General features: G+C 35.9%; 15 protein-coding genes and 1 tRNA gene. 3 read left to right on the top strand and 13 right to left on the bottom strand.

Features of this window, described 5'->3' with window-relative positions; translation table 11 throughout:
• Positions 1-4: 4 nt before the first annotated feature.
• Positions 5-133, bottom strand: a complete 129-nt coding sequence (locus Q1W72_RS10940) for a hypothetical protein (protein ID WP_302135206.1) — start codon at positions 131-133, stop codon at positions 5-7.
• Between the two features lie 196 nt (positions 134-329).
• On the opposite strand from Q1W72_RS10940, the gene Q1W72_RS10935 reads away from it, so the two are divergent.
• Positions 330-749: a hypothetical protein gene (locus Q1W72_RS10935; RefSeq protein ID WP_302135205.1), complete on the top strand. Its 420-nt coding sequence runs from the start codon at positions 330-332 to the stop codon at positions 747-749.
• Between the two features lie 209 nt (positions 750-958).
• Here Q1W72_RS10935 and Q1W72_RS10930 read toward each other — a convergent pair whose 3' ends face one another.
• The 3 genes from Q1W72_RS10930 to Q1W72_RS10920 form a co-directional block, all read right to left on the bottom strand.
• On the bottom strand, positions 959-1,336 hold the full coding sequence (locus Q1W72_RS10930; protein ID WP_282727439.1) for a hypothetical protein: 378 nt from the start codon (positions 1,334-1,336) through the stop codon (positions 959-961).
• A gap of 45 nt (positions 1,337-1,381) precedes the next feature.
• Positions 1,382-1,555 carry a hypothetical protein gene (locus tag Q1W72_RS10925; RefSeq protein WP_302135203.1) on the bottom strand — a complete coding sequence of 58 codons (174 nt, stop codon included), beginning with the start codon at positions 1,553-1,555 and terminating at the stop codon, positions 1,382-1,384.
• Between the two features lie 252 nt (positions 1,556-1,807).
• Positions 1,808-1,879, bottom strand: a tRNA-Glu gene (locus Q1W72_RS10920).
• A gap of 282 nt (positions 1,880-2,161) precedes the next feature.
• Between Q1W72_RS10920 and Q1W72_RS10915 the strand changes: the two genes are divergently transcribed.
• The gene (locus tag Q1W72_RS10915) at positions 2,162-2,533 is read left to right on the top strand and encodes a hypothetical protein (RefSeq protein ID WP_099714368.1); all 372 of its coding nucleotides are present in this window, start codon (positions 2,162-2,164) and stop codon (positions 2,531-2,533) included.
• A gap of 76 nt (positions 2,534-2,609) precedes the next feature.
• Positions 2,610-2,789, top strand: coding sequence for a hypothetical protein (locus Q1W72_RS10910; protein ID WP_091165592.1), 180 nt, complete (start codon positions 2,610-2,612; stop codon positions 2,787-2,789).
• Between the two features lie 135 nt (positions 2,790-2,924).
• On the opposite strand, the gene Q1W72_RS10905 is transcribed toward Q1W72_RS10910, so the two are convergent.
• From Q1W72_RS10905 to Q1W72_RS10865, 9 genes are all read right to left on the bottom strand, one after another.
• Complete coding sequence (locus Q1W72_RS10905; RefSeq protein ID WP_099714367.1) at positions 2,925-3,743, bottom strand: MOSC domain-containing protein; 819 nt, start codon at positions 3,741-3,743, stop codon at positions 2,925-2,927.
• A 45-nt stretch (positions 3,744-3,788) separates the two neighbouring features.
• Entirely contained in the window at positions 3,789-6,020 is a 2,232-nt protein-coding gene (locus Q1W72_RS10900) for a multicopper oxidase family protein (RefSeq protein ID WP_302135201.1), read from the bottom strand.
• Positions 6,021-6,080: 60 nt separating this feature from the next.
• Positions 6,081-8,615, bottom strand: coding sequence for a heavy metal translocating P-type ATPase (locus tag Q1W72_RS10895; RefSeq protein ID WP_302135199.1), 2,535 nt, complete (start codon positions 8,613-8,615; stop codon positions 6,081-6,083).
• A 58-nt stretch (positions 8,616-8,673) separates the two neighbouring features.
• Positions 8,674-9,123, bottom strand: a complete 450-nt coding sequence (locus Q1W72_RS10890) for a heavy metal-binding domain-containing protein (RefSeq protein ID WP_302135198.1) — start codon at positions 9,121-9,123, stop codon at positions 8,674-8,676.
• A gap of 106 nt (positions 9,124-9,229) precedes the next feature.
• Complete coding sequence (locus tag Q1W72_RS10885) at positions 9,230-9,790, bottom strand: AraC family transcriptional regulator (protein ID WP_302135196.1); 561 nt, start codon at positions 9,788-9,790, stop codon at positions 9,230-9,232.
• A gap of 5 nt (positions 9,791-9,795) precedes the next feature.
• Entirely contained in the window at positions 9,796-10,524 is a 729-nt protein-coding gene (locus Q1W72_RS10880; protein WP_302135195.1) for a DUF3347 domain-containing protein, read from the bottom strand.
• Positions 10,525-10,620: 96 nt separating this feature from the next.
• On the bottom strand, positions 10,621-11,430 hold the full coding sequence (locus Q1W72_RS10875) for a hypothetical protein (protein WP_099714361.1): 810 nt from the start codon (positions 11,428-11,430) through the stop codon (positions 10,621-10,623).
• Positions 11,430-11,960, bottom strand: coding sequence for a heavy-metal-associated domain-containing protein (locus Q1W72_RS10870; RefSeq protein ID WP_099714360.1), 531 nt, complete (start codon positions 11,958-11,960; stop codon positions 11,430-11,432). Before Q1W72_RS10870 ends, Q1W72_RS10875 begins: the two co-directional genes overlap by 1 nt.
• 6 nt (positions 11,961-11,966) lie before the next feature.
• Entirely contained in the window at positions 11,967-12,437 is a 471-nt protein-coding gene (locus Q1W72_RS10865) for a TlpA disulfide reductase family protein (protein WP_099714359.1), read from the bottom strand.
• Positions 12,438-12,449: the final 12 nt, after the last annotated feature.

Raw genomic sequence — 12,449 nt, 5'->3', positions numbered from 1 at the left:
GCAGTTATTTGACAAAATCAGAGGCTGGAAAAGGAAAATAATTTGGGCGTGCCCCTCCAGATTGCTTCGTTATTCCTCCTCGCAACTTTGGGTCAGGCTGTTCGTTATAATCTTTTATTGCGCTGTGCTTCATAAAAGGATTTTCACTGCCATCCTTCACGCAGGTCGTGGTATACGATAATATGAAGTTGCTTTGATAGTTTGTAAGAAAAATTTTTGATATATTTGAACATATATAAACACAGTCGCTTATCAGACATATTATAAGTTAGCCTTCATGCTAACCTATAGAAATTGAAAATTATAGTTATAAAAATATTATAAATTTAATGTACGAAAACTATAGCCGTCAATCATTACCTACAAGAAGATATAGAGAATTATTAGGATCTGCTATTTGTGTTTTTAATTCAAATAATCAATTTGTCATTGAAAATATTCTGCGCATAGACAATTCGAATTATAATTGGTATGAACTAATTGATAAAACTTCAGGACAACTAACAAAACCAATTTTAGAAACGATTACAAAAAATTCAGACGAAGAAATTTCATCATTATTTTCAAATTTGGTTTCTAAAAGAAATAGAATTATTCACAGCTTTCAAATTACATATGAAAATGAACAAATCTTAAGAACAAAAGATAAAAATCATCAACAATACAATATTACAGAAGAATATTTATTAGAGTTTATTCGAGAAAATGAAAATTTATCGAGTATGTTGCACAAATTTAGAGGCCACTAAAATTTAAATTTACTAATTTTCACACGCGAGCGCCAGCTCTGCAAAAAGTTCCCCCAGCTCCGCAAAATGTACATTAAAACAATAAATTTATCTTATAAGCTGCGCGAACGTCTCTGACTTTTCTCTCCATAAAAATGCCTCCAAATAGCATTTGCTTTTTTGGAGGCATTTCATTTTAACCAATAAAAAATAGCTTTTTTATGAAGCGATTAGTTGAACTGTGCAGCCACATATTCAATTAAACTTTCATCATCCATTTTATTAGAAGTACTTTCTTTAGTCTCAACATTTTTATACTGTGGAGTCTCATTCAAATATTTAATAAATTGTTCTTGAGCAGTACCAGTTCCTGTCACATGCAATTCATCAACATTTTGCATATGAGCCGTAATGTTTTTGAATAGTTTATGAAGTAAATCTCTTTCAGCATTGTTTGCTGCGTTTTCGCTTGAATTACGACCTTGTCCGTCAACTTTTTCGTGACCTAATATTACGAACTCACCTGAATCTACATTTTCTCTTCCTACAATAGTTGCATGATGTAAATCCATCCAAACACCAAATTGTTTTTTGTTTTTTTCTGACATTATTATATGTTTTTATATTAATACTTGTTTCTCATCCTAGCATATTTAAACTCCTTTTACAGTTGTTCCTACTGCCAAAACAAAGAAACCAACAAGCAATAGTGTGTAATTATGTTCTGTTAAAACTTGAACATCTATGAAATGTCCAATAATTCCAAGTATACCGCAAGTCAATCCTATAATCCAAGTTATTTTCTTTGGTGCTGAGGGGTTATTCATGTAAATAGTTTTAAATGATGGTTCAAATAATTTGTTACTAAGAAGCAAAAATACCCCTATACATTGGCAAAAATGTAATACAATTTTTAGCAATAATTGTATAATTCACGCATTTTCAATGAACAAGCTCCGCAATCGTCTCTTTGCGCCCACAATAAAGAGCGAATAATACAAAAACAACAGCCAAATCCAATAACAAAAAAAGCCTCGAAAAATAATTTTCGAGGCTTTTTAAGATTGTTATTTAGAATGTAGCCCGTAGCGGAATCGAACCGCTCTTACATGGATGAAAACCATGCGTCCTAACCGATAGACGAACGGGCCTTGTTTTTCTATTTCGGGTGCAAAAATAGCACTATTTTTGAGATGCTCAAAGCCAAACCCAAAAACCTTCAAATAAAAATAGCCTGTATTGAACTTGTAAATTGTAATCAATTCAGAACTAACAGCTACCACAAATAAGTTTTTTTTAAAACAAGCTGATTTTTCAAAGAACAAATCTAAAATCTAATGAAAGGCAACGTTTGTAAACACAAATAATAATAAAATAGTCCTTAATTCAACGTTACTTTTGTACTTTTGAAATAATAATTAAAACTAAATAGATTGACAAAGTATCTAAAATATCTCCTTTCTCTCTTTCTGGCTTTTGGCCAGATGGTGAATGATGGTGCTTTAGATTCTCCATCAAATTCAGCAGATTATTACCGATTCTCGAACGTAATTCTAAGACGAGAATTAAACCATAAGGGTTCGAAATTATATGTGTTCCATCAGATAAATTCATCTGAAAAAACGGCATTCCTATTTCAGTTAGCTTATCTCCAATTTCAAGATATTTTTAGTCTTCAAATTCCGATTCTTCTAAAATTACAAACGCAGCTTTATCAAAAAGTATGTTCATTTGCATCTCAACACATTTTTATAAATGAGATGATTACTTCCCGAAATTCCTATAAAAGTTTATACACAGCCTAGAAATTTCTTTCTACGCATTTATGCAATTCCATGCATAAAGATGATACCAAATGTCTAATCATTTATCATTTACAAAATGTATAAACACAAAACTAAAACACGTTTAGAAGAATCTAAACGCCCTATTCATTGGGCAAAAAGAAAAATTATGCTAATTATTACCGCCTTTATGATCGGGATGTCAAACGGAATGAATGTGGGAGATCATACGATTCACGGAAATCAAAATCATACGGAACAACATAAAAAAGATTAATTTGATTGCTCATAAATACGTTATAACACAAAAGCTATAAACGAGAATAGTATTAAAAGTCGGGTTGCGCTACGGCGTCTCCCGACTTTTTAGCTATTTCAAAAAGCTATAAATTTGAGTAAGAAATTGGGAAACTTAAATAGAAATCAAAACAGCAATAGCATCACCAACAGCTACAAGACCAGTTCCAGAACCTATCAAGTTTTGCCCAAACAACACGCTATTCCCTACTGTTCTGTATTTTGCCAAAGTCCGTAAAGGATCTTTTCCTGAGGTCACTCCTTTTTCTTGGTCAATAGTTGTCATTACACATCTTCCGCAAGGTTTCACCCCAAAAAAAGTTAGCTCACCTATTGTAAATTCTTTCCAAGATTCTTCTTCATAAGCATCACCGCCTGTACAAACAAAATTAGGTCGAAACCGATTCATCGGCAGTGCTTCCTTCATACGCGAATTCAAATCATCCAATGACGATTGACCAATCAACAAAAAAGGATAACCATCCGAAAAAGAATTAATATCAGCTTCCGTAACGGCATATTTAGCCTCTACTTTTCGGTGACTTTCTTCGGGCATGTAAACCAAACGAGCCGAAAATCCCAATATTCTGGAAAACCAATCTGAAATAACTGAATCGACTTCATACGCCTGAATGGAGTCCTCCCAAACCATCACATCAATTTTAGTTTTGGTCTCCGAAAAAGATTGATGCAACGGAAGTTGTATTGTTTCTAATTGTACGCGATGTGTAATATTCAGAAAATCCCCTGCAATTTCAGGTTGAAAAAGAGCTAATTCCGAATGTTCCCTTTGCGACAGAAACAATCCGTTTTCATCAACCAACAACCAACGGCGGTCGTGTTCCAAACCACGATCGGTCACTTGAGCTTCTTGCAATTTAATTCCACCTAATGATTTTACAGGATAAATCCAGATTTCTGAAAGTTGTACCATAGCAGTATATTTTTCCCAAAATTACAAAAACAAAGTATTCCGTTTTTAATAATTCAAACTCAATCCAAAACCTAATCCCATATCACTGTCGTAATGCGTGGTAATTCCGAAATTTCTCTTGACAATATAGCGCAAACCCGCCATGTATTCTTTGTCCGTATTCCACATTAAATTCATGCGCAATCTTTTGGAAACCGGAATATCCATGCGTTCAAATTGCAATCTGAAATTCCCGTCGGTAAATACTTCGGCTTGTGCTTTGATGAGCATTGGCAACGTATATTCGACTCCGGCACTGAAAACAGCGCGATTGTCTTTGGTATTGGTTTGACCAAAAAGATTCTCTTCCATTTCTCCCATTTCCATTTTTCGATACCGCCAGTCAAAACCAATAAACGGCATGAGCCATTGCATTTTCCCGATGTAACGTCCAATGTGCGTTTCGGTTTCATACCCGTGATGATTGGTGTAGCCCAAACGCCATTCGGTACCAATACTCCATCGTGTGTTTTGAATCATCAACATTCCATCGTTTCCATTGGTGGCAAAATCATTTTCCGCCATCACATGAAAAGCTCTGTCATCAGCAAACAATTTGCGTTGCGCTAATTTTGGATTTGGAATCAAAGGATTTGGTTCTTGATTTTCATAACTAAAAACCCTTCCCATTCCCGCCATCATGTGATAGAGAATGTGACAATGAAAAAACCAATCGCCTTTAACATTTGCATTAAACTCAATCGTATCGGTTTCCATCGGCATAATGTCAATGATGTTTTTCAGCGGCGCGAATGCTTCTTTACCGTTCAGCACTCTAAAATCATGTCCGTGTAAATGCATCGGATGACGCATCATGGAGCCGTTGAAGAGTACAATTCGAACATTCTCTCCTTTTTTAATTAGAATTTTATCGGCTTCCGAAACTACTTTATTGTCCAAACTCCAAACGTAGCGATTCATGTTTCCTGATAATTCAAACCGCAATTCTTTTACGGGTGCGTCAGTTGGCAAAGTTGTTTTCGTGGGTGATTTCAGCATCGCATAATTCAATGTCGTGATATCCGAAAGTGCGTTGGAGTCGTACTGATTGTGATTGGCATGTTCATCCTTTTTCTGACTTTCGCCTTTCGCCTTTTGGCTGTTTCCAGTAATTTCAGGATACATCACCACATTCATGTCCATTTGGTTGAGCGACATTTGCATGCCCATATCATCTAAATCCCCATTCATTTTCATCATACCGTTCATCATTTTCATGCCTTCAAAATACTTTAATTTAGGCAAAGGCGAAATCAGTTGCTTGATGCCATCCCCTAAATACAATGATGCCGATTTCGTCCTATCCTCCGAAGTGACTAAAAACTCATACGCCGTTTTTTCGGCAGGAATAGTTACTACAACATCATACGTTTCAGAAACAGCAACGATTAATCGGTCGACTTCAACAGGTTCCACATCATTTCCATCACTGGCAACCACGGTGATTTTTCCTCCGGCATAATTCAACCAAAAATACGTTGAAGCACCACCATTCGAAATCCGCAATCGGACTTTATCTCCCGCCTTAAACTGCGAAAGCTGGCTTTCATTTTTCCCGTTAATCAGAAATTTATTGTAATACACATCACTTACGTCCATGGCGTTCATTCGTTTCCATTCGTTAGTGACTTTTGTCTTAAAATGCCCCGCTTTTATGGCTTCGGCATAGCTTTGCGTGGTTCCTTTTTGAATCGCAAACCAGTCCGTCGCATTGTGTAACATTCGATGCACATTTTCCGGTTTCATATCCGTCCATTCACTCAGAATAATGGGAACGGTTGGCAAATCATCAATTCCTTTTCTAAACGTTGCATCATCCGATTTTTTATTCATTACAAAAGAACCGTACATCCCAATTTGTTCCTGCAAACCCGTGTGACTGTGGTACCAATGCGTTCCGTGCTGGATAATTGGGAACGTATATTTATGCGTAGTTTGTGGTTTGATGGGCATTTGTGTCAAGTTAGGCACACCGTCTTCTTTATTGGGCAAAAATAATCCGTGCCAATGCAACGAAGTGTCTTCATTTAATTCATTATGCACATAAATTTCGGCAATATCGCCTTCGGTAAATGTGAGTGTTGGCATTGGAATTTGTCCGTTTACGGCAATTGCTCTTTTGGGTTTATCACCAAAAGTGACAATCGTATCCCGAACATATAAATCATAACGAACTACTTTTTGCGCGGCAGCATTCAAAGCAAAAAGCAAGATTATAATTATAGCGTGTTTTTTCATATTAAGATACTGTTTTTTTTAGCGGAACATGGCATCGCCATTCTTCATGCCGATTTCATTTTATAATTTTAAATTTCGCAATCGCAACGCATTTGCAATTACGGAAACGGAACTAAAACTCATGGCCAAAGCTGCAATCATCGGCGAAAGCAACACTCCAAAAAACGGATACAAAACGCCTGCTGCAATTGGAATTCCAAGTACATTATAGAAAAAGGCAAAGAATAAATTTTGCTTGATATTTTTCATCACGGCATGGCTTAAGTTTTTCGCTTTCACAATGCCTTGTAAATCCCCTTTTACCAACGTTATTTTAGCGCTTTCAATGGCCACATCTGTTCCGGTTCCCATCGCAATTCCGATGTCGGATTGCGCCAAAGCAGGAGCATCGTTGATTCCGTCACCTGCCATAGCCACAATTTTTCCTTCGGATTGCAATCGTTTAATTTCTTTCAGCTTGTCTTCGGGCAAACAACTGGCTTTAAACGAACTTAAATTCAATTGCATCGCCACTGCTTTTGCTGTATTTTCATTATCGCCCGTTAGCATAATCACCTCAACTCCTTGGCGCATCAGTTCTTTTATGGCCTCGACACTTGTTGCTTTTATGGCGTCAGTTATCGATACAAATCCTACCGCGATTCCGTCCACTGAAATATAAGAAACCGTTTTTCCCAGTTTTTGTTCGGCTGTGATTTTATTTTCTAATTCTTCGGAAACCGTGACATTCACCTGCTCCATTAATTTTTTATTTCCGAGCGCCACTTTTTTGTTGGTTACTGTCCCAATGACTCCTTTGCCTGAAATCGCTTCAAAATCCTTGACTTCGATTAATGAAACTGCTTTCGCTTTCGCAAAATTGACTACGGCTTGCGCCAAAGGATGTTCGCTGTATTGATTTAAAGATGCAATGCTTTGCAACAAAGAATCTTCGTCATTATTCAAGGAAAATACTTTCTCCACAGAAGGTTTTCCTTCGGTAATTGTTCCTGTTTTATCCGTAATCAGAACATTGACTTTATTCATGTTTTCCAGTGCTTCGGCGTTTTTTATCAAAACTCCCGATTGTGCTCCTTTCCCAACACCCACCATCACTGACATGGGCGTAGCCAATCCCAAAGCGCACGGACAGGCAATTATCAATACAGCAATCGCATTAATAAATCCATAAACCATTGCGGGTTCAGGACCAAATTGTGCCCAAACAAAAAAAGTAATTACCGAAACAAAGACCACAATTGGCACAAAATATTTAGCTATTTTATCTGCTAGTTTCTGAATCGGCGCTTTAGATCTGCTGGCAGTATTGACCATTTGTATAATTTGCGAAAGCAAGGTTTCTGCACCTACTTTTTCAGCAATCATCACAAAGGATTTGTTCCCGTTAATCGTTCCAGAACTAATGCTGTCGCCTATTTTTTTATCAACAGGAATGGGTTCGCCTGTTATCATCGATTCATCAATGGTACTTTCCCCATCGGTGATTTTTCCATCCACCGGAATTTTATCTCCGGGTTTTACCCGCAATAAATCTCCTTTTTTGATGTCGTGAATCGAGATAACCGTATCTTTTCCATCGCGTACCAAAACGGCTTGGGTCGGCGCTAATTTCAACAATTCTTTTATGGCTCCACTTGTTTGGCTGTGTGCCCTGGCTTCTAACAATTGTCCCAATAAAACCAATGTTAATATAACTGTTGTTGCTTCAAAATAGAGCGAAACCGTTCCGTTGTGCGTTTTAAATTCATCCGGAAAAACAGCTGGAAAAAACATTCCGACTAAACTAAATAAAAACGCCACGCCTGTACCAATTCCGATAAGGGTAAACATATTGAGATTCCAAGTAACAATGGATTTCAAAGCGCGCTCAAAAAACATCCAACACGCATAAAAAACGACTGGAAGCGAGAGTATTAATTGCACCCAATTCCAGTTTTGTGTATCCATAATTTTCATTAATGGATTATTAGGAATCATATCTGACATGGCAATAATAAAAATAGGAACTGTACAAACCACCGCTATTTTCATTTTGCGCACCAAATCATTGTACACTTTATTTTCTTCAGAATCGGTAGGTTCCATTGGTACTAAATCCATTCCGCAAATGGGACACGAACCGGGACCGTCTTTGATAACTTCAGGATGCATGGGACACGTGTACATTATTTTTGCGGCACTTAATTCTGGGACTTTTTCCAAATTCATTCCGCACACCGGGCAACTTCCGGGTTTATCATACACTTTTTCGCCCTCACAATGCATCGGGCAATAGTATTTTCCTTGCGCATTAGTGGGCAAAATTACGGTTGGTTTCTCTTGTTGTTTATTTGAACTGCAACATGATTTTTCGATTGGCTTTTCGGTAGCGTGATGAGAATCAGTCGCATTATTCATGGCAATTGTATAGTTTCCGGCTACAGTTAAGGTCTCTTGTAATTTAGCCGTGGGAATGTGTTCATCCATTGTTATCGTTGCTATTGGTGGATCCAAAGTAACTGTCGCATGAATTCCATCGATAGCATTCAATGTTTTTTCGACTTTAGAACGACAACCGTCGCAAGACATTCCAGTGATTGTATAGGTATGTTTCATAATGTTGAATTAAAAAAAATCGGTTCTATAAAAAGTATAGAACCGATTTTAAAAAATTTTAATGTTGATGATTCTCTTCTTTTTTGTCACTTTTTTTTGGAGTCATTTGCATACCACATTTGGGACATTTTGCTGGTTTATCACTCATTTCTTTCGGGTGCATTGGGCAAGAATAGGCCGGTTTTTGAACGTCCTGATGAGTCATTTTCATTCCACATTTAGAGCATTTTCCAGGTTTATCAGCAGTTGTACCGTCCATTTTGCAAACGTATTTTGTAACTACTTCTGTTTTTTTCCCTTTCCCTGAAGTGTCGTGTTTTAGTGTTTTTACTAATTTCATTCCACATTTACTGCACTCTCCTTCTTTACTGCTCATCTCTTTTGGGTGCATTGGACACGAATACATTTCTTTATGCATTTCCTTTTGGGAAGATTTCACCGCTTCTTGAGCTGATGCCATTGAATTTACTGCTAAGAACACGCTTAGTACGATAATTAATGTTTTCATTTTTTCTATTATTAAAATATTAAACTAAAGATTCATTTCTACAGTTCAAAGGTACTCGACCTGATATTTTGACTTGTTGTAGAATTTTGGAAATGATTTGTAAATTTTACAAGCCATCAATTTGCAATCTGTTATTTTCTTTTAATTGTTTAAAATGAGTTGGCGTTACGCCCGTGATTTTTTTAAACTGATTACTCAAATGTGCTACATCGCTGTAATTCAATTTAATTGCAATTTCACTTAAAGTTAATTCTTTATACATTAATAACTCCTTTACTTTTTCAATTTTTTGAGCAATAAAATAATGCTCAATAGTTGTGCCTTGAACTTCTGAAAATAAATTACTCAAAGTGCTGTAATCTTGCCCTAATTGCCTTGACAAATAGTGCGATAAATTGGTTTTTAATTCATTATCTTGATGGTGTACCAAATCAATAATTAGGCATTTGATCTTTTCTATAAGTATCGTTGTTTTGTCTTCTAGCAATTCAAATCCAAGCGATTGCAATTTTACTTCCAACTCCTGCTTTTGATTCTCCTTGAAATTTTCCAATAGTTGCACTTCCCCCAACTCCACCGAAACAGGAAAAATTCCAATCTTTTCGAGTTCGGATTTCACAACCATTTTACAGCGATCGCATACCATATTTTTGATGTAGAATTTCATCGCTATTAAATTGCTTCCACCATTCGACCACAAGTTAACATCTCAGAACCATAATATGGATTTTTAACGTCTTTGGTTTCGCTTATCCAATAGCCATCTTTCCCTTCATTGTACATTGGGCAATAATCCTGATATAATTTTTGGTCTGTTCCAAAGGTTTTTATCAAATCATGTACATCTTTGCTCAACAGCGCAAAATATTCTCTTTGATGATCTATTTTCCCGGCGTTATCACCAATATGTTTCACATTTTTTTTAGCATTTTCGGCAATGTCATTGAACTTGTTTTTCAGTTTTACATTTGAAATAGTATTCGAATTTACTTTGTCAAACGTGGCATACAACCCTTTTCCAGCATTAGCAGCGGCTTTAGAATCATCTTTCACCAATGCGTTTTTAAGCTTTAAATAACTGCTTACTATTTCATTAATTGTAAACGAATTTGCAGCAACAGTTTTAGTGGTTGCTACCGTATTTTCTGTTTCAACATCAGTCGTTGCGGCATCATTTTTTTCCGCCTTTGGCATTTGCGCCACTTTCTCTGATAGTTCCATTCCACATTCCGAACATTCTGCTCCTTTTTCACCGGTAACTTCAGGATGCATTGGACACGAATACAATTCCGATGTCGTTTTGGTTGCAACTGGTTTGTCAGCTTCCGTTTCTTTATTTTTTTGGTTACAAGAAACCGACACTAATGCTAATGTGATTATTGATAGGATTGTATTTTTCATTTAATGAATTATTAATTGTTAATTATTGTAGCAAATTGCTGTATTGTTTGACGACTGCTTTTTTGAAAATTCAAATGATAATGATTGTTACTTGTATCATTTTGAAACATTGAAAAAGTTATATTCTAAGTTCAGATAAAATCCATTGGGCGCAGAACGTAGCATAGAACTGTATAATTCTTGTCTGTATGCCACATCAATCCGTGCCTGACTGTTTACAATAAATTGAATGGAAGGCACAATATCCAAATATGATTTCCCATTTTCGTTTAATGTCTGCCCAACAAACTCAAGCATTGTATTGATATTTGTTTGCTTAAAATTAGTGTATTTTTTTGGATACATCAATCTTCCTAACGATACTGTATAATTGGTAGCGTTATCACTTTGTGTTGTTGGAAATCTGTAATCCGGTTTATTATCGAATGCTTTTTCAAAACTGACAGAAGCACTTATGGCTACCTTTTTTATAAGCTGCGTAGCTACAATTCCCGTTTCAAAACCAGTATTATGCCCCATAATTTCTATCTGTTCCTGATGGATATCGGCATTATTAAAACTATATCTCCCAAATGCTGCCATCCTAAAATGACTATGCAAATCATCCGTGGAAAGGAAACGATATTTAGTATAAAAACTGGCGCCTTCAGTAACCAATTGATTGCTCCTATTGCTAACAAACATTGATGTTCTCACCATCAAATTTTTATTGATACCCCACGTAACTTCGGGCATGAGATGATAACTATATCCTGATTTCATTTGTTCCTTGAAAATGGATTGTCCCAAACGAATTCCTAATGAACCCGCAGGAACATTGCTTGCCGGATCAGTTACCACAAAAAGTTCCTGAGCCGATATTCCTTGAATAAGAAAAAACGAAAATGCGATTAAAAACTTCCTCATTAAATTACAGTTTTGATATGGTAATCGTCTTCGTTATCCAATGGATATGACGCTGTTTTTGAAAACGTTTTAAGCAGTTTTTTATGCTCTTTTTGAGTTACATATCCTTTATCATAAACCTTCAATTTGGTTTCCCCGTTACTGTTTTTAAGTTCTTCATTCAATAAAACGAAAGTAGAACCGTTTAATGAAATGGTTTTATCTCCTTCGATTTTTAAGTTCTCTGTAGGTACCGTAATTACTAATGAACCGATAAAAAAACCTGCTTTTTCAACACCTTCTTTCAGTACTCTGGGCATTATTTTACTTTCTTTTTTAAAATAAACCGTGAAGGTATTTGTGTTCAAATCAGTACTCACACTGTCCACACCAACGGTTGCTTTTAGTTGTTTGTTTATAGCATTAGAACACATAGAACACGTTAAACCTGTAGCAATTATTTCCGCTTTTGAGATTTGAGAATAGGATTTTATACTTGTTATTAAAAACAAACAAGCGATACCAATGAATTTTAAATTTATATTTTTCATTTTACTTTATTTTTTTATTTTCATTATTATTTCTTGCTCCGTTGGATTGATGGCAACTAATTTTCCTGATGCATCAAATAGATACGAATTAGGTAATGCTTCTACTCCAAAAAGCAGCGCAGATTTAGCATCAAAACCTTTAGCATCGATTAATTGCTCGTATGCTAATTTATCTTTTTGAATAGCATTCATCCACTTCGTTTTGTCCGTATCCAGGGATATCCCAACAATTTCGAAGTTATCATTTTTATATTGATTGTATAAAGGAGCCAACTTTTTATTAGCCAATCTACAAGGCGCACACCAAGAAGCCCAAAAGTCAATCAAGACCGTTTTTCCTTTGAAAGAAGTCAAATTTATTGTTGCTTCTTTATTGTTTTTAAGTTGAAAATCAGGCAGGCTGTCTCCAATTTTCATTTGTGCAGTTGCAGTTGAAATACTGATTATTAAACTGAATAGTAGCATTATTTTTCTCATTTTATATTCCTT

Origin of the sequence: Flavobacterium sp. ZE23DGlu08 (assembly GCF_030505335.1) — a bacterium.
Classification (GTDB): domain Bacteria; phylum Bacteroidota; class Bacteroidia; order Flavobacteriales; family Flavobacteriaceae; genus Flavobacterium; species Flavobacterium algoritolerans.
The sequence above is the reverse complement of the archived record's forward strand: the minus strand, read 5'-3'. Positions and strand labels throughout refer to the sequence as shown.